The organism is Rothia sp. 27098_8_161 (assembly GCF_041432905.1).
Lineage (GTDB): Bacteria > Actinomycetota > Actinomycetes > Actinomycetales > Micrococcaceae > Rothia.
On sequence record NZ_JAPWAL010000020.1, the window covers coordinates 22398 to 40605 of the forward strand.

Consider the following 18208-nt stretch of genomic DNA (forward strand, 5'->3'; position numbering starts at 1 on the left):
GCCGCACCGGGCGTCGGATGGTGAACTTCGAAAGGAAGATTTTCGTGTCTGAAGCAGCACGCCCCCTGCGCGTCGCCGTTATTGGTGCAGGTCCTGCCGGTATTTACACCGCCGACATCCTCACCAAGTCTGAAGAGGTCCGCACCGGCGCCGTCGAGGTCGCCATCGACATCTTCGACCGCTACCCCGCCCCCTTCGGCCTGATTCGTTACGGTGTGGCACCGGATCACCCCCGCATCAAGGGGATCATTACCGCGCTGCATAAGGTCCTGGACCGCGGCGACATCCGTTTCTTCGGCAATGTCGAATACGGCAAGGACCTGACCCTCGCCGACCTGCGTGAACACTACGACGCCATCATTTTCGCAACCGGCGCGATTTTCGATGCACCCCTGAATATTAAAGGCATCGACCTGGACGGCTCCTACGGCGCAGCAGACTTTGTCTCCTGGTACGACGGCCACCCCGACTACCCCCGCACCTGGCCGCTCGAAGCTGAGCAGGTTGCAGTGCTCGGTAACGGTAACGTCGCCCTGGACGTCTCCCGCATCCTCTCCAAGCACGCTGACGACCTGCTCGTCACCGAAATCCCCGACAACGTCTACGAGGGCCTGAAGGCTTCCCCCGTAACTGACGTGCACGTCTTCGGTCGCCGCGGCCCCGCACAGATGAAGTTCACCCCGCTTGAGCTGCGCGAACTCGCACACTCCCGCGACGTGGACATCGTCCTGTACGAGGAGGACTTCCAGTTTGACGAGGCTTCCGAGGAGGCCATGGAGAAGAACGCACAGACCAAGGTTATGATGAAGACCCTGCGTGGCTGGCTGGAAGACCAGAAGACCAACGAGCAGACCGCATCCCGCCGCCTGCACCTGCACTTCCTGCAGTCCCCGCACGAGATCCTCGGCGAAGACGGCAAGGTCGTGGGCCTGCGCATGGAGCGCAACAAGCTCGACGGCAACGGCGGCATTGTCGGCACCGGCGAGTACGTGGACTACCCCGTACAGGCTGTCTACCGTGCAATCGGTTACTTCGGTTCCGAACTGCCCGAAATCGGTTACGACGACAAGCGCGGTGTCACCACTAACGTTGAGGGTCGCGTCGTGGACGAGAACGGCGAGGTCGTTCCCGGCCTGTACGCATCCGGTTGGATTAAGCGCGGCCCCGTCGGCCTAATTGGCTCCACCAAGTCTGACGCACTCGAGACCATCACCCACCTGCTCGAGGATCGCGAGAACCTCTACACCGCACCCGAGCCGGAGGCAGAGGCATTCAGCGCATACCTGGATTCTAAGGGCATCAAGTACACCACTTGGGAAGGCTGGCACCGCCTGGATGATCACGAGAAGGCACTGGGCGCAGCATCTAAGGATGCAGCCGGTGAGCCTCGCGCCCGTGTGAAGGTCGTGGACCGTGACGAGATGATCAACATCTCCCGCGGTGAGTAATCCATACGTGTAGTACGTTAGAGCATAGAAATCGACCCCGTACCGTTAGTCGGTGCGGGGTCGATTTTTGTCTATATATAAGGAGACTCTATATACACTCTATATACAAGGAGATGGGGGGACGTCAGGGGGAAAGATTGAGAAGCGTTCGCCTGAAAGAGCGGTTAAAGGAACCCACCCCGTATCATGAGGTCATGTGGGTGGGTTGGGTAGGTGCCGAAGACACTCGAGGACATACTCTCCGGCTACCCCGGACGCGCAGCGAGCCCACGCAGAATCCACGTGCAGCGTATCCCTTTCACGGGGTCTCGAAAGCTAAAGAAACACCAGATTAGCTCTCTCAACAAGTGCATGGCCGTACGGTGTGTAGACTATACACACTTTTTGAGGACGTCTTCAATGCCCAAAATGACCTTGAGTATGGTTTCAGTTTCGGTACCCAGCTTCTTGCGAGCCTCACCAGAAATGAAAGCTTTCACGATGTTCTTGAAGGTCTTCCACTGCTTGAAGGCGTTAACGAGTGCCCTAATAAGCTTGTACATGGCGATACCCAGCTGAATGACAAACTTTGCAATGCTGATAACGCAGGCAATAACACAAAGGGGGAGGGGAGAGGGCTGCGTGGGCACGTCCATCAGACTTGCGGACAGTGGCCTTGGCGCTTGCAATCTGACGGCCTGCGTCAGCGCCCTGGACGGTGGCCAGGTTGCCCAGTGCGCTCTCGATGCCGCTATTACCGCGGTTGGAGGATCCAGGCTTCGCATACTTCAAACAGGCAGGAACATGCTCTAGGCGGCACAGAATTAGTTTGAGCTGCTGGTCAGCAGTCATTGCCTTCTGCAGGTGTGCCATCTGCTGTGCCTGTGCTGCGGGTGCAACCGCACAGACGAGAGCGACGGTTGTGGTACCTATGCCAAGTGCATGGAGTGCCGTGCGTGGTTCATCGTTGCGGATACTGGATCCCCCTTTGGATCTCTATCCGGTTTATCGGTACTGTAATGTGCGGTAACTCTACGTCTGGGGCCCGGAAGCGGCCCCGTGCAAGGTCCGGAAGTGACCTCACGCCCTCTATACTACGGTGCTCAAAGATGGGGCTTCAAGCCAATTCAGGGGTATTTTCAGCTGGATTTCATCTCTCCTTGTCAATCGCCAGAGGTTTATCAAATCTTTATATTTCTATGTCGTCATTATTGTGCAAATATCTGCACAGAGAGAAAAATATGTATCTGACAAGCCGGTTTATTGTATTCCCTGGAGTTAACATTTTCATATAGGTGCACTCTGCGGGGTGATTGCTTTACGAGGCACATTTTTATGGGCTCGGGGGGATTGGATGAAGCTGGGGTGAGTCTCGCTGAAAGATGCAGCTGAAAGATGTGTCGCAGGATCTACTGGAGATGTATCGTGGAATCTGCTGTGCACTCTTCTGCAGTTTTCGCACTCCGGGTAGTACTGGCTGGGCAGTGCTTGCTCGTGCACCTTATGCAGGCACCCCAGAAACAACTGAATTTTTTTATGGAGATATTTTCTGCTGTTTTAGGCTGCCGTGAGGTGAGTGCGGGGTGGAAAACTAACTCCCGGAGCTCATGTGAGGGGGTATCTAAAGCATCTTTGGATTCCCTTCGGGCTCTCTGGGAAACAAAATTTTGGAAGAGTCTGAAGAAGATCCGTAGAAATTAGTGTGGATCAGGGTAAATAATAAGGCTTTCTCAGAGCCTCTATGGGCACCCAAAAGCCGCTAAAACCTCTCCAAAAGTCCCTGATATGGGGTGTTGTGAAGAAATTTTAAAATTTTTTGAAGTTTTTCTGAATCCTCATTGATAAGCTTAAACGCATATGTGCCAGGCTATAAACGATTAAAAATAAGGGTCAAAATCGGGCAAAATTGAAAAAACGGTTTGCATGCCTCCGCGAACCTGTCATAAACTAGTGGAGGTTCGAACGACGGGATGAAGAAAACTGAACCTGTTCGATCGACTAGGCCCCCATCGTCTAGCGGCCTAGGACGCCGCCCTTTCACGGCGGTAGCACGGGTTCAAATCCCGTTGGGGGTACTTGCAAATCTCACGATTTTGCAAAGCCAAGTTTGATGATATAGAATTTACTTCTGTTGATTCCAACAAGGCCCCGTAGCGCAGTTGGTTAGCGCGCCGCCCTGTCACGGCGGAGGTCGCGGGTTCAAGTCCCGTCGGGGTCGCTCTGGCCGCGTAAGTTCAGATGATTCATCATCCGAAGACGCGGTCATTGCGTATCTAAAAGTAAATACGCAAGGCTCTGTAGCTCAGTTGGTAGAGCGTACGACTGAAAATCGTAAGGTCACCGGATCGACGCCGGTCGGAGCCACGAAATCCGCCTCCAGGCTTCTACAGTGGGGCGGGTTTTGTTTTTAAAAAACTTTGCGGTTGCAAATACTGCAAACCTGTCAAAAAGGCGGTATCTTGGGAATAAAACCCTGAGGTGCCGCCTTTGTGTATGCGGAAACAATGTCATGCTCATTCTAGATAGATTTCTGCAGAAAACTGATTCAAATATTTCTGCGGGAACGGTGCAGGCACCGGGTTGTAAAATTGGGCTGTAACACCAGGCTGCAGAAAGGATTGCCACACCCATGACCGCTCAGAATCCCAGCGCTCAGCCTCCGGAGAGCTCACCTCAGATTCCAAGCTCGCCCCAAATTCCCTGGGTAAAAAATGCTGCTGCCGCCACCGCTCAGGCGGGTGGAATCCACTTCGACAACATCACCAAGAGCTACCTGAGCCGAACCGGTGAACCCACCACGGTGCTGCAGAACCTGAACCTGCACATTCCCGCCGGTCAGATTACCGTATTCGTCGGACCCTCCGGATGCGGTAAAACCACTAGTCTACGCATGATTAACCGCATGGTGGAGCCCAATAACGGAACCATCACCATTGACGGTGTGAACGTGCACGAGAAGAACCCCTACGAGCTACGCCGCGGCATAGGCTACGTGATGCAGCAGGGTGGACTCATGCCGCACCGCACCGTCGCGCAGAATATTGCCACCGTACCGCGTCTGCTCGGTGCCTCCCGTAAGGAGGCGCAGGTACGTGCCCTCGAACTGCTCGATGTGGTCGGTCTGGATTCTTCGTATGCGAAGCGCTACCCCTCCCAGCTTTCGGGCGGTCAGGTGCAACGTGTTGGTGTGGCGCGTGCTCTCGCAGCTGATGCGCCCATCCTGCTGATGGACGAGCCGTTCTCCGCGGTGGATCCGGTGGTGCGTACCGATCTGCAGAAAGAGCTATTGCGCCTGCAGAATCGACTCGCCAAGACGATCGTGTTCGTTACCCACGACATTGATGAGGCGCTCCTGCTCGGCGATACAATCGCTGTCTTCGCGGAGGGTGGTCGCCTCGCACAGTTCGGTACTCCCGAAGAGATTCTCTACAGTCCCGCCGATGATTTTGTGCGCTCCTTTGTGAGCCGCTCCGTTGCCGGTCTGCTGGATGAACAGACGATGCGCCAGGCGCGCGCGCGCCGACTTACTGCCTCCCGAGAAACACAGAACGGTGCGGTAGAAGGCGAGAAAAGCTAATGAGCCTTCCAGAAAATATTGTGTTCGCGGCATCACCTTTCGCCGCGCAACCCCTCGCCGCAGGCGATATGCACTGGGAATGGGTCGTCAACAATAGCCAGCACGTCCTCGAATTGACCCTCAGCCACCTCTACCAGGGTATTGTGCCCGTCGTAATTGGCACTCTCCTCGCGCTGCCGGTCGCCTACTACGCGAGCCGTCGCCGCGACCGTGGTTCCGAACGCCGCATTGGTGCACGAACCCTCATGCACCTCTCCTCGCTGCTGTATACCATCCCCTCGATCGCACTATTCGTGCTGATGCCGCTTATTCTGGGAACCTCCATTATTTCCCCGCTGAACGTGCTTGTCGCCTTGAGTATCTACTCCTTCTCGCTCATGGTGCGCTCCGGTGTGGACGCTTTCGACTCCGTACCCGATAGCGTGCACGAATCTGCCCGCGCCCTCGGATACACGCCCCAACAAGCACTGATGGAGCTCTACCTGCCCCTCGCCGTGCCCGTTATTATGGCGGGAATCCGCGTGGCAACCGTGGCAAATATTGCGATGGTGTCCGTGGGTGCCCTCATCGGTGTGCCTTCGCTCGGCACGCTCTTCACCGACGGACTCGCGCGCAATATCCCCTCGGAAATCCTGGCTGGCGTGATTCTTAGCCTGCTGCTGGCGCTGGTCCTCGACCTGCTCCTTATCCTTCTGACGAAGGCACTTACGCCCTGGCAGGCGGGTACGGCTGCGAACCGCCGCAGCCCCGAAAGGAGGGCATAACCCGTGAACGTCATAGAACGAACCTTCGCCTACCTCATGGACGGTACCAACTGGCAGGGAAGCGGCGGAATTCTCGTGCGCCTGCTTGAACACCTGAGCGTCACCGCCCTCGCCACTGCCTGCGCGGCGCTCATCATCGTACCCCTTGGCCTCTGGGCTGGACACCACCGACCCTCTGACGGCACTAACCGCCCCCGCAGCAACCTGCTCATGAGCGCTGTTGCTGCCACCCGCGCGCTGCCCGCGCTCGGTCTGCTGACGATCCTGGCGCTTTGGCTGGGCGTCTCAACCCTGCCCGCTCTCATCGTGCTCATTATTATTGCGGCGGCACCCCTGCTCGCCGGAGTTCTTGAAGGACTCGCCGCCGTGCCGGAAGACCTCGTGGACGCAGCCCGCGCCCAAGGCCTGACTGAATGGCAGATTCTGACCCGCCTCGAGATTCCGCTCGCCGCCAACATGATGCTCGGCGGGCTCCGCTCCGCACTCGTGCAGGTCATCGCGACCGCGACCATTGTCGCCTACCTGAGTGGCGGAACCCTTGGCAGGTACCTCTTCGACGGGCTCGCTGTGCGCGACTACCCGCGTATGCTCGTCGCAACCTTGCTCGTAGCGCTTCTCGCCTTCGCCGTGGATGCACTCATGGGTCTTGTGCAACGTGCGCTCACTCCCGCGGGGCTCACCACCAACTGGAAGAAGGCATGAACCCGATGAATCAGACACCTCAAACCTTCACGTGCCGCGCTGTATCTCGTCGCACTGCCCTAACCGCCGCTGGAACGCTCGGCATGGCGGGTATTCTCAGCGCCTGTGGGCTCAGCGGTGACAAAGTCTTCAGGGGCGAACACGAAGGAATAATCGTCGGCTCAGCAGCCTTCGCCGAATCCCAAATCCTCGCTGAAATCTACGCCGGAGCCCTCGTCTGGGCGGGCTTCAACGCCCGCACCCAGCTGAGTATCGGCGCCCGCGAAGCGTACCTGGGGGCACTGGCCTCCGGCGCGGTGGACATTATCCCGGACTACTCCGGCAACCTGCTACTTTACCTGAACCCGAAGGCTACAGCTAGTACTGCGCAGGAGATTCTGCAGGCGCTACCCGCCGCTCTCGGCACCCTCACCACGGGTGACTCCGGGGCTGAAATTCGCGCCCTGAACGCCTCCGAGGCGGAGGATAAGGATTCCCTGGTTGTTACCGCGCAGACTGCCCAAAAGTATGGTCTGCGAAGCCTTGAAGACCTCGCTCCCCACTGTACGAATCTGAAGCTCGGCGCCGCCCCGGAGTTTGCTGAGCGCGCCTACGGTATCCCGGGTCTGAAAGAGAAGTACGGATGCGTCCCCGCCGAGTTTGTACCCCTCTCGGACGGCGGTGGTGCGCTGACCGTCAAGGCCCTGCTGGATGACACAGTGCAGGTGGTTGACCTCTACTCGACCACGCCCGCGATTGAGCAGAATCAGCTGGTGGTGCTGGAGGACCCGAAGAACATGATTTTGGCTCAACAGGTGCTGCCCATTATCAATACGTCGCGAGTTCCCGACTCCGCGGCGGAGGTTCTGAATCGTGTCTCGGCGAAGCTGACTACCGCCGATTTGCGCACCCTCAATGACCGTGTTTCGGGTACTTCTAAGCAAGAGCCCGCGCAGGCAGCGGCTACCTGGCTGAGTGAGCACGGTTTCTAAGACTCCGCCTGACATTACTCATAAATTCCTCTGCAGAAATAGGCGTAAACAAATCCGACCTGGCAATATTCTAGAAATAGAATATTGCCAGGTCGGATTATATCGCCCTCTTCCCACACATCTGGGGAGAGGCATACACTAGCTTTTAGTCCTCAATCAGTAGCGTCAGAGCCTCGTAGGCGCGCAGGCTCAGCGTCACTGTCTCAGCTGAATCAGATACGGCGGAGTCCGCCGCGGTGGAATCGACCGCAGAATTCTTGTAATTACACAACAGTACGTGACCGGAACGAATGAACTCAGCCGGAACCTCAACCTCGGTCGGTTCACCGTAGAAGTTTGTCAGCACCAGCAGGCGTTGCGCCAGGCTACCGTTCGCAGCACCAGCGGGCAGCTCACGCAGGTATGCAAACACCCGCTCGTGATCTAGCGCGTAGGGTGCGTACGAACCCACAGAGATGACCGGGTACTGCTTACGGAGGGCAATCAGGGTGCGGTAGTAGGGCAGAATCACGCCGTTACGTTCCTCATCCTCCACCGAAATACCGGCACCGGTTGCCGCATCACGCACCGGGGCGGGAGCCAGCCACGGCGACGCGGAACCAAACCCCGCAGTCGCCGGGTCCGCGGTCCACTGCATCGGCACACGCGAATTATCCCGAGCCTTCGACACCACAATCTCCAGAGCCTGGTGCTCGCTCAGACCGCGTTCACGCAGCATCACGTAGGCGTTGCGTGCCTCCACATCCACGTACTGCTCGATCGAGGAATAGACCGGGTCAATCATGCCGATTTCCTCGCCCTGGTACACGTACGGGGTACCGCGCAGCAGGTGAATTACGGTCGCCAGCATGGTTGCCGACTCAACACGGTAACGCTCAACGTCACCAAAACGGTTCAGCACACGCGGCTGATCGTGGTTATTCCAGAACAGCGCATTCCAGCCGCCGCCGGCCTGTATACCCAGCGCCCAATCGTTCAGAATCTGCTTCAACTCGGCAAAACAGAACGGTACCTTTGACCACTTCTCGCCGTTCTCGTAATCTACCTTCAGGTGATGGAAGCTGAACACCATATCCAGCTCGTGGTTTGCTGGGTTGGAGTAGTCCACGCAGTTTTCGATGCTGGTCGAAGACATTTCGCCCACGGTCACGGTGTCATCATACTGACCGAACGAGGCACGGTTCAGCTGCTGAATGCGGGTGTGCACAATCGGGGTGTCGGTGTATTGTGCCTTGTCCACGGTGCCTTCGGGGGCGTCGAGCAGCTCTTCACCCTTACCGATGACGTTAATAACGTCAAAACGGAAACCGCGCACGCCCTTCTCGTACCAGAAATTCACGACCTTAAACAGTTCGTCGCGCACAGTCGGGTTGTACCAGTTCAAGTCTGCCTGGGTGCGGTCGTATAAGTGCATATAGAACAGGGGAGTGCCGTGCTCATCCGTGTACTCGCCAAAGCGGGACCAGCAGGAGCCGCTGAATTTCGACTCCCAGTTGGTCGGTTCGCGCAGCTGACTGTCCTCGGTGTACTTGCCGGGGCGAATGTAGAAGTAATCCCAGTACTCGCGCTCACCGGCGAGCGCACGCTGGAACCACTCGTGCTCGGTCGAAATATGGTTGAGGACCATGTCGAACATGACGCCCACACCGTGCTCGGCGAGGGCGGCAATCATCTCTTCGACGTCCTCCATGGTGCCCAGGTCGGGATTGATGGCGTAGTAGTCGGAGATGTCGTAGCCGTTGTCGTTCTGCGGGGAGGCGAAGAATGGGTTGAACCACACCATGTCTACGCCCAGGGAGGCAATGTAGGGCACCTTCTCGATGATGCCGCGCAAATCGCCGTAGGCGCCACCCGCTGAGGAGTAGAAGGACTTGGGGTACACCTGGTAGATGACGGAGGACGCGAAGTCTTTGCCACCTGCCGGGGTGGTTGCCGGGGTGAGGGTGGGCGATGCGGTGGGTGCCTGTGTCATGGAAACCTTCTGAAACGTATGCAGGGTTCAGCATGTATAAACCAGTGTGTTGGAAACGAACCGCCCCGGTGCTACGTACGCTGCTACGTATGCTCAGTGAGGCCCGTACGCGGCAGGCATAGTGCCCCGCCGCCTCCCGGTGCGTTCGCCGATTGAATATCGCCGCCCGCACCCTGGGCTCATTCCAGATTAGGGGGCATAATGGGGTGATGTCCCCATTTATCCCAAAGGGGGCAATTCTGCCGCAGATCCGGCACAACCCCCGTGGCCTCAACCCTCCCACTGATAGGCGGTTGCGGGCTCGTGCGCGTTTCGATGTATGAAACCAAAGTGACCCTGAGCTGAAGAGCGTTGGACGCCGCGCGTAAAATCAGTACTTGCATCACTACGGAAGGTAAAACAATGCCAGAACTGCGTTCACGTACTTCAACTCACGGCCGTAACATGGCTGGTGCCCGCGCCCTGTGGCGTGCCACCGGTATGGGCGATGACGACTTCGGCAAGCCCATTATTGCTATCGCGAACTCCTTCACTCAGTTCGTGCCTGGCCACGTGCACCTGAAGAATATGGGTGAGCTGGTTGCCGGCGCGATTCGTGAGGCTGGCGGTGTCGCCAAGGAATTTAATACCATCGCCGTTGATGACGGCATCGCGATGGGCCACGACGGTATGCTCTACTCGTTGCCTTCCCGCGATCTGATTGCTGACTCGGTCGAGTACATGGTTAACGCCCACCGTGCTGACGCGCTGGTGTGCATCTCTAACTGTGACAAGATCACCCCCGGTATGCTTCTAGCGGCTATGCGCCTGAACATCCCCACTATCTTTGTCTCTGGCGGCCCGATGGAGTCCGGCGAGGGCATTGAGGGTGTTGTTGAGCACCGCCTCGACCTGATTGATGCCATGGTGATGGCTGTTAACGACAGCGTCAGCGATGAGACTCTTGCTCAGGTTGAGAAGAACGCTTGCCCGACCTGTGGTTCGTGCGCGGGTATGTTCACCGCGAACTCCATGAACTGCCTAAATGAGGCGATTGGTCTGGCGCTGCCCGGTAACGGTACCACTCTGGCTACTCAGATTGCTCGTAAGGAGCTGTTCCTGGATGCTGGCCGCCTTATCGTTGAGTTGGCTAAGCGCTACTACGAGCAGGATGACGAGTCGGTTCTGCCCCGCTCTATCGCGACCAAGGAGGCGTTCGAGAACGCTATGGCGCTGGATGTGGCGATGGGCGGTTCAACCAACACTGTGCTGCACACCCTGGCGATTGCTCACGAGGCGGGCGCTGACTTCACTCTGGATGACATTGACCGTATTTCGCGTCAGGTTCCCTGCCTGGCGAAGGTTGCCCCGAACTCCACTAAGTACCACATTGAGCATGTGCACCGTGCCGGCGGTATCCCCGCCCTGCTGGGTGAGCTGAACCGTGCCGGCCTGCTGCATAAGAACGTTCATTCTGTTCATGCTGACTCGCTGGACGAGTGGCTGGATGAGTGGGATATCCGCGGTGGCAAGGCGAGTGAGAAGGCGAAGGAACTGTTCCTCGCGGCTCCCGGTGGCGTGCGCACCACTCAGGCGTTCTCTACCGCGAACAAGTACGAGTCCCACGAGACTGACTCCGAGAATGGTTGCATCCGCGCTGTGGAGCACGCGTACACCAAGGATGGCGGTCTGGCGGTCCTGTACGGCAACATCGCCCAGAACGGTGCGATCATTAAGTCCGCTGGTATTGATGAGGAACTGTTCCACTTCAAGGGTCGCGCCTTCGTGGTCGAGTCTCAGGATGAGGCTGTGTACGAGATCCTGTCGAAAAACGTGAAGGAAGGCGACGTTGTCGTCATCCAGTACGAGGGTCCGAAGGGCGGCCCGGGTATGCAGGAGATGCTGTACCCGACCTCCTACCTGAAGGGTTTGGGTTTGGGCAAGAAGTGTGCTCTGATCACTGACGGTCGTTTCTCCGGTGGTACTTCCGGTATTTCAATCGGTCACGTCTCCCCGGAGGCTGCTGCTGGCGGCGCAATCGGCCTGGTGCAGACCGGCGACGAGATTGAGATTGACGTGAACAACCGCATCCTGCGTGTGAACGTTTCGGATGAGGAGCTTGCTGCTCGCCGCGAGGCGAAGGGCACTGCACCGTGGCGTCCGTCGAAGCCGCGTGAGCGTCAGGTTTCGGACGCCCTGAAGGTGTATGGCATGCTGGCTGCTTCGGCTGATAAGGGCGGTGTGCGCATCCTGCCCGAGGACGCATAAGCCCCTCACGTATCGTGTGAGAATTTAATATATTGCCCTGATAGGCTAGCGCCCCGTTCCGCGGTTTTTCTGCGGGCGGGGCGCTGTTCTTTATCCGCGTCTTTGTCTGCTATCGTGGGATACCCGGTGCGGGGTATTGCCTTGTCAGTTGCGGTGCAGTAGGGTGTAAGGAGGTATTTAGGTACCCGCTTTACCGACTCAGTACAACCACTCAAATACAACGCAATTCGCAACCCTCACAAGGACGTATCCATGGTTACACTTCCCGCACGCGCACAGCGTGTTTTTACTCGTCGCGCGCTGACGGCTCTTGCCTGCATCGGTGCGCTCGCTTTGAGTTCTTGCTCCGCTCAGCCGCAGGCTGATGAGTCTGAAACCACCCCGATGAAGATCGCGACTTCCTCGGCATCCGTTGATGCGAAGACCCTTTTTAAAGCGGCGGACGGCTCCTGGAAGCCGAATACTGTGCAGATTTCTGCCGGCCTGGATGCGCCGGCGACTTTTGATGCTGTAGCAACCCTGACCGATGAGCCGAGCACGGAGGCTGAGTACGAGGCGGCATACGCTAAGGCGAGCGGCTCCGCGAACACTATTGATGCGGGCACCCGCTGCGGTGTGACGAGCCTGCTGGGTGGTTCTGCCGGTATTTACGTGTATGACGGTTCGGATTGTGCGAAGGCTCAGGAGGCGGTGCGTCTCTTCAACAGCCGCAAGAACCAGGACGGTTCGGCAAGTGTGGAGTGGTACCAGTGCGCTACGAAGGTGCAGGGTCGCGACTACATTACGGGTGCCTGCTTCATGCAGGGTGGTAGCGTTGAGAAGCCTAGCCTGGCGTTGATTCCGGCGCAGACCCGCATGCTCTCGGGTACGTTGACTTTCGCTAAGGCGTACGGCGGCGGCACTTTCGGTCAGGGCGATTCGGCGAAGACTGTTGAGGCGCTGCGTTTCACCAGTCCGGACTCTAGGGTCGCGTGCTCTCTGACCCCGTCGGGTGTGGATTGCCAGGCGCTGGTGGGTGTACCCCTGGATGGCTGGGATGCCGCCTCCGGTGCCGCGCAGCAGCGCGTGCATATGGTGCAGGGCCAGGCTCCTGCGGTGAGCCTGGTCGGTCAGACCGCCACCCCGGAGCCGGTGAATACCGAGGGTATTACTGCGCTACCTGCCGGTCAGGTGGTGACTGCGTACGGTTACACCTGCAAGTCGGTGAATACCGGTAAGGTGCATTGCGTGAGCGCGACGAATGGTTTCACTCTTGATTCGGTGGAGGTTGGCGTAGAACGCCGCTAGTGGCCGTGCTCGCTCGAAGGCTGATATATGAAGCTGCCGGGTCCCCCTCACATAGGGGGTACCGGGCAGCTTCGGTATTTAACGTTGTTTAGCGGAAGTTGACGATGCGAACGTCCAGCTCGGAGGAGAGCAGCGGCTCCCATGCGGCGACAGCCTTCTGGAAGTGTTTGGTGCCCATGTGCTTTTCGAGCAGTTCTTGGGATTCCCAACGCTCGATGAATGCGAAGTTGGTGTTGGAGATGGCACCGAAGTCGTAGCTGACGTTGCCTTCGTCCTGGCGGCTTGCGGTCACGAGCGGTTCGATGGTCTTGAGGAATTCTTCGATGTGCTTGGGCTTGACGGATACTCCGGCGTAAACACCAATCATTGGGCTCTCCTTATGGGGTGGGCGGCGTGAGGCCGCGTCGTATATGACTCTTTTACCGTACACCTTCAACCCCGGTTCGGGGAGGCAATGGTCGTGGTTTTCACGTGCTGTGGCGGTGTCTGAGAGGATTTTCGGCTGGCCCATTCGCTCACCGTAAAAAAGGTATTTTATATTTGCGTGCCCCTTTCTTTTCGACCTATAAAAGAATGAGGATGATACACCGCATGAATGGAAGGAGACGCGGTATGGCACGCATGGGGGGTGACACTCATGGGATTTTCACCGGCGCATATCAAACGATGCACCCTGACTTGGGAGGCGCCCGACTATAGCGCTTCGTACCCTGCCGGGTACACGGATCATGGTGTTGCTGTGATTGCGGTAGCTCAAGAGCATCGTACGGCGCAGGGCTTCTGCTATTCAGCCTTGTCGACGGTGGTTTTTATTTCTAAACAGGACGGCACCCGTACCGTGGTGCATGAGGAGCCGATGCTTTTCACGCATGTTCATTCCCTCATGGAGCCGTGTGATGAGGTGCATCCCTGTCTGCTGGGCCGTGCGGTACTGATAGCGTGGGATGTGGTTCCGGAGCAGTACCGTCAGAACCTGGTCACGATTGCTGCTGATCGTAAGAATTTGAAGCAGCTTTTCCGTGATTGCGATCAGCTGAAGGCGATTATGGAGTACCGCGCCTTTGAGAAGGTGCTGGACCCGTACGATAACCATTCTTTGGGTGAAGTGCATGTGAAGCTTGCTGGCACGTCCGCCTATGAGCGGATGCATGCTGAGGTGTGTGCGGCACGTACCGCTGTGGATGAAATGGTGGAGGAAGCCCTGACCCCTCGACCGCTGGATCAGCTGCAGGACTATAGCGTTTTCACGGATTGTTCGTTCCGTTCGACTCACAATAAGAAGTATCAGCGTGGCGGCCGTATGGGTATCGCTGGCGTGAGTGAGGACGGCTTCTATTTTCATACCCACTATGATGGCGTGAATATTATGACCGGTGAGCTGTCGGCTATGTTAGCGGCGTATACGGTGTTCCATAGTGGGTCGCGCCGCCTGATTATTCACACGGATTCTTTGGGTGCGTTGACGTTTGTGTTGCGTTTGGCGCATAGCCGTTGGGCTTTTAAAGCCTGGGTTTCTGAGGGTATTCAGGATGAGCGTGTTGTAGCTCAGATGTGTGCTTTAACGGAAGCTATCCGCGAGAAGCGTGTGTTGGTGAAGCATGTTCCGGGCCATACGGGCCACGGTTTGCAGGAGAGTAGCGACTCTGTGTCGAAGATGCACCGCCATTTTCCGGGGCAGATTGTGGATAAGCGTCACCAGAGCGAGTTTAATCAGCGTTGCGAGTCGATTATTACTGCTTTGTCAGGTTGTGCGAAAGCTGTTCGCCTGCATGCGCCGGAGTGGTTGCAGATTAAACCTTCTTCAATCCACACGGGAAACCGCTTATGGCGCTAAACTACTCAGGGTAGAAATGAACGCGCGATGCATTCGCCGCATACGAAGGTGTGCGATGTCGGAGGTGTCGCGTGTTTCTTTTTGCCCTTTGCCTTTTCTGCATGCGCTTGTGCGCGGCTGGCGTGTAGCACTGCTCTGGCTTGTGGCCCGGCGCATCCTGCGATGGTGCATACAAAAGCTCCCCTGATCTCGGTTAATCTGAGTGTCAGGGTTATTTACCAGCGTGAGTGAACATAATCTTCACAATCGCGAGAACAATAACCGCGAGGGTGAGCCACACAGCGCTTCGGAAGGTACGCCAGCAGAGTGGCTCACCGCGGTAGCGAGCAATCGTGAAGTTGAGGCTAAAAATACGCCACACCACGGTCGCAAGACAGAGGAGAATAGTGCAGTCAAAAATGATGTCGTAGGTGGCGCCGGGTGGTAGGATTGCCGCCAGAATCAGCAACAGCACGGGGTACACGGTCGTACCCAGAATGGGGCTTGCGTTGCCCAGCGCGCGCTTGACGAATTCTCGCGGCGGGGTGCCGCCGTGCAGTACCCGGTACTCCTGCATTTCTGAGATGACGTGGGCAATGTAAGTGGTTAGACCGGTACCCGTAATGTAAAGGATCGCGGTGCCGTCAAAGATAGCGTTCGCGTCGTAGATGCTCAGCAGAGCCGCCAGCACCAAGAAATTACCGTAGGTGTACGCGGAGATGTGCTGGGCTACATCGTGTGCATCGAGTTCCGCGAATTTGCGCCGTGCTTTACGAAATAGAAGGGGCAACTGATAGTCCTTTGGCGAGTGCGGAGATGAAAACTCAGACCCTGCGAATGGGTAAAAAATAGTTTAGAGGAGCGATGACCACAGTCGGCAGAGGTTCTCCGTCATCTTGATACGGCGCGGGCGCTCCGCCCACTGGGTGTACAGCAGCGCGGTGCAGACCTGTTCGTATTCGGCGCATACTTCATCCAGCATCGCGACCATGCCGCGGTCAATGATGAACGTTGACACTTCCATGTTCAGCGAGAAGGAACGCGGGTCCATATTGGACGAGCCAATGAACGCGATTTCGTCGTCGACCATCATGAACTTGGAGTGCAACACGGTCGGGCTGGGGTATTGCAGAATACGCACGCCCGCCTGCAGCAGCTGCTCGTAGTAGGAACGCTGCGCCATGTTTGGCAGGAACTGGTCACCCTTCTCGCACACAATCACGGTGGTTTCAATACCGGAGTATGCGGCGTTCGTGAGCGCCTGCAGTAGGGTCTCTTCGGGCACGAAGTAGGGCGAACAGATGGTGATACGCCGCTCAGCATTGTAGATCAAGTAGTTGATGAGGCGCAGGTTGTTGTCAGTTTCAAAACCGGGACCGGAGGGAACAACCTGGGCGCGCATTCCATCCTCGTAGTAGGGGATAGTGGTGTTAATTTCTGCCAGGATCAGCTGGTTCGTTTCGGAGTACCAGTCGGAGACGAAAACGGCGTTGAGCTCTTCAACGATGGGGCCGGTGCAGGAGAAGGTCAGATCCTTCCACTCCAGACCCTTTTTGATGTTTTCAGGTAGATCGTAGGAGCGGTGAATAGCGTTCTGCGAACCGGAGAACGCGACGAGGCCGTCCACGACGAGGACCTTGCGGTGGTTACGCAGGTCGGGGCGTTGCCACTTGAGCTTCCACGGTTTGAGGGGCAGCATGAGGCGCCACTGCATACCCGAGTCGTTGAGCATTTTCACAAGCTTCTTATAGGACGGGTATTTGCGGGAGCCGATGTGGTCGATGAGTACGCGTACCTGTACACCGCGTTTGTGGGCGGCGAAGAGGGCGTCCCAGAGGACTGCGCTCGCCTCGTCGTAGGCGGTGATGTAGAACTCGAAGTGCACGTATTTGGTGGCGCGGTCTACTTCTTCTGCCATGGCGACCATCGCGTCGTGGTTGTCGGTGTGGAGGGTGAACTGGTTGCCGCCGACCAGGGGGAGCGAGCCGAGGGTGTAGTTGAGCTGACTGGCTACCTTGGCGGGGTCGGAGAGGTCGTCGGTGCGGGCGATGAAGGGCTTGTTGTCGCTGGCTTCGCGAATCATATCGTTCATGGCGTGTTGGCGTGCGCGGCGGTAGGCGGGCAGGCGTGAGGAGCCGAAGAAGAGGAATGCGATGAACCCTACGAAGGGGATGAAGAAGATTGCCATGAGCCAGCCCAGTGCAACCACGGGTTTGCGGTTGTAGGGGAGCCAGCAGAGGGCCGCGAGTCGGATGAGGATATCGGCGATGCCGAGTGCGAGGCGCAGCCAGTAGGGCAGGAAGTCGAGGTAGGTGGGGGCAAATAAGTTCACCTCTCTATTATGCGATGTTTCGTGTGGGGCTTGGGGGAGCGGGTTTGCCGCTTTGTAGCGCGATGTGTCGGTATTGTGTTCCGGTGGTGGGGTTGGAGCTCAGCTGGCTTTGCTGTGAGCTTTAACGCCAAAAATGCACTTGAGCATTGTATGCAGTGATGAAATAATTGCAGTCATGCAGAAAAAAGAACAGAGTCTTCGCGAACGCCGCCGCGAACAAACCTGGACGGCAATCCATGAAGCAGCCCTCAAACGCGTCCGCAAACACGGGATGCGCGGAACCACCGTTGAAGAAATCGCCCAGGAGGCGGGCGTCTCCCCGCGCACCTTCTTCAACTACTTCCCCTCCAAAGAGGACGCCGTTCTGGGTCTGCGTGAGCCGGTGGTCAGCGAGGAAATCCTCGAAATAGACCGCGCCCACGAGGATGACAACACGATTATTCGTGTAACCCACCTTCTCTGGGAGGTCATTTTCCAGAGCTTCCACTACGCCAAGGGCAAGGATCCTCGAGCTCCCTATCAGGAGTTCCCCGAGTCCGCGAAACGATTGAAAATGCACTATATGAAGTGCGAACAAGTGCTCACCGAGTACCTCAACACCATTGATTGGGTGGCTTTTGATGCTGCTGGCCGCCGCGGCCCCTTCCCGCGCCGAACCCCCGCTGACCCGCTGACCGATCACTTCCGGGAGCGATCGCGCGCAAAGGTCCAGCTTGCCTCCGCGGTGCTTCGCCAGCTGGAGTTCGCCCGTGACCTGGAGGATAAAGAGGATATCGCCCGCCATATCCGCCAGACGGTGAAGACCTTCCAGTTCCTGCTTTTTGAGCAGAACCGACCCGCAATCTAACGGCGGTTCACTACTGCGAACGACAAAAGCCTGCTAGAACCGGATCGGGGAACCGAATCAAGAACCCGGCGGGTGCTGACAACAAACACATATAGAACGTAACTAAGGATTAAACGATGAATGCAGAGGAAAAGAAACTACCCCAACCGTCAGCCGGTGAGGCTAAGCAGGAAAGTAAAAACCGCATTCGCGCTATGTTCCTGGGCCTGGTCATTGTGATGCTCATGTCCTCGCTGAACCAGACGATTCTGGCGCCGTCGCTGCCCACA

14 protein-coding genes and 3 tRNA genes are annotated in these 18208 nt (G+C 57.4%); 12 read left to right on the forward strand and 5 right to left on the reverse strand.

Annotated features, from left to right (window positions below):
- The first annotated feature begins 17 nt into the window (after nucleotides 1-17).
- Nucleotides 18-1448 (forward strand): FAD-dependent oxidoreductase, encoded by a 1431-nt coding sequence (locus tag O3648_RS07130; RefSeq protein WP_279755021.1) that lies wholly within the window; start codon nucleotides 18-20, stop codon nucleotides 1446-1448.
- Nucleotides 1449-1819: 371 nt separating this feature from the next.
- Here O3648_RS07130 and O3648_RS07135 read toward each other — a convergent pair whose 3' ends face one another.
- Entirely contained in the window at nucleotides 1820-1990 is a 171-nt protein-coding gene (locus O3648_RS07135) for a hypothetical protein (protein ID WP_279789577.1), read from the reverse strand.
- 1439 nt (nucleotides 1991-3429) lie between these two features.
- Here O3648_RS07135 and O3648_RS07140 point away from each other — a divergent pair.
- From O3648_RS07140 to O3648_RS07170, 7 genes are all read left to right on the forward strand, one after another.
- Nucleotides 3430-3502 (forward strand) — tRNA-Glu (locus O3648_RS07140).
- A 69-nt stretch (nucleotides 3503-3571) separates the two neighbouring features.
- A tRNA-Asp gene (locus tag O3648_RS07145) sits at nucleotides 3572-3645 on the forward strand.
- 73 nt (nucleotides 3646-3718) lie between these two features.
- Nucleotides 3719-3791 (forward strand) — tRNA-Phe (locus O3648_RS07150).
- Nucleotides 3792-4056: 265 nt separating this feature from the next.
- Nucleotides 4057-5004 carry an ABC transporter ATP-binding protein gene (locus O3648_RS07155; protein ID WP_371569298.1) on the forward strand — a complete coding sequence of 316 codons (948 nt, stop codon included), beginning with the start codon at nucleotides 4057-4059 and terminating at the stop codon, nucleotides 5002-5004.
- Nucleotides 5004-5768 (forward strand): ABC transporter permease, encoded by a 765-nt coding sequence (locus tag O3648_RS07160; protein ID WP_371569301.1) that lies wholly within the window; start codon nucleotides 5004-5006, stop codon nucleotides 5766-5768. Before O3648_RS07155 ends, O3648_RS07160 begins: the two co-directional genes overlap by 1 nt.
- 3 nt (nucleotides 5769-5771) lie before the next feature.
- Complete coding sequence (locus O3648_RS07165) at nucleotides 5772-6470, forward strand: ABC transporter permease (RefSeq protein ID WP_279741465.1); 699 nt, start codon at nucleotides 5772-5774, stop codon at nucleotides 6468-6470.
- Nucleotides 6471-6475: 5 nt separating this feature from the next.
- Nucleotides 6476-7441 (forward strand): ABC transporter substrate-binding protein, encoded by a 966-nt coding sequence (locus tag O3648_RS07170; protein ID WP_371569303.1) that lies wholly within the window; start codon nucleotides 6476-6478, stop codon nucleotides 7439-7441.
- Between the two features lie 145 nt (nucleotides 7442-7586).
- Here O3648_RS07170 and O3648_RS07175 read toward each other — a convergent pair whose 3' ends face one another.
- Complete coding sequence (locus tag O3648_RS07175; RefSeq protein WP_279754998.1) at nucleotides 7587-9413, reverse strand: alpha,alpha-phosphotrehalase; 1827 nt, start codon at nucleotides 9411-9413, stop codon at nucleotides 7587-7589.
- A 402-nt stretch (nucleotides 9414-9815) separates the two neighbouring features.
- Between O3648_RS07175 and ilvD the strand changes: the two genes are divergently transcribed.
- Nucleotides 9816-11660: a dihydroxy-acid dehydratase gene (ilvD, locus tag O3648_RS07180; protein WP_371569306.1), complete on the forward strand. Its 1845-nt coding sequence runs from the start codon at nucleotides 9816-9818 to the stop codon at nucleotides 11658-11660.
- 252 nt (nucleotides 11661-11912) lie between these two features.
- Nucleotides 11913-12947, forward strand: a complete 1035-nt coding sequence (locus O3648_RS07185) for a 2-oxoglutarate dehydrogenase (RefSeq protein ID WP_371569308.1) — start codon at nucleotides 11913-11915, stop codon at nucleotides 12945-12947.
- A gap of 88 nt (nucleotides 12948-13035) precedes the next feature.
- On the opposite strand, the gene O3648_RS07190 is transcribed toward O3648_RS07185, so the two are convergent.
- On the reverse strand, nucleotides 13036-13314 hold the full coding sequence (locus tag O3648_RS07190) for a putative quinol monooxygenase (protein ID WP_371569310.1): 279 nt from the start codon (nucleotides 13312-13314) through the stop codon (nucleotides 13036-13038).
- A gap of 270 nt (nucleotides 13315-13584) precedes the next feature.
- On the opposite strand from O3648_RS07190, the gene O3648_RS07195 reads away from it, so the two are divergent.
- Nucleotides 13585-14781: an RNase H family protein gene (locus O3648_RS07195; RefSeq protein ID WP_314078823.1), complete on the forward strand. Its 1197-nt coding sequence runs from the start codon at nucleotides 13585-13587 to the stop codon at nucleotides 14779-14781.
- Nucleotides 14782-14992: 211 nt separating this feature from the next.
- Here the strand turns inward: O3648_RS07195 and O3648_RS07200 are convergent, their stop codons facing one another.
- Together O3648_RS07200 and cls are read right to left on the reverse strand one after the other, a co-directional pair.
- The gene (locus tag O3648_RS07200; protein ID WP_279741453.1) at nucleotides 14993-15550 is read right to left on the reverse strand and encodes a hypothetical protein; all 558 of its coding nucleotides are present in this window, start codon (nucleotides 15548-15550) and stop codon (nucleotides 14993-14995) included.
- A 63-nt stretch (nucleotides 15551-15613) separates the two neighbouring features.
- Complete coding sequence (cls, locus tag O3648_RS07205; protein ID WP_279755002.1) at nucleotides 15614-17092, reverse strand: cardiolipin synthase; 1479 nt, start codon at nucleotides 17090-17092, stop codon at nucleotides 15614-15616.
- Between the two features lie 175 nt (nucleotides 17093-17267).
- Between cls and O3648_RS07210 the strand changes: the two genes are divergently transcribed.
- Nucleotides 17268-17939: a helix-turn-helix domain containing protein gene (locus tag O3648_RS07210; protein WP_279755003.1), complete on the forward strand. Its 672-nt coding sequence runs from the start codon at nucleotides 17268-17270 to the stop codon at nucleotides 17937-17939.
- Nucleotides 17940-18208: the final 269 nt, after the last annotated feature.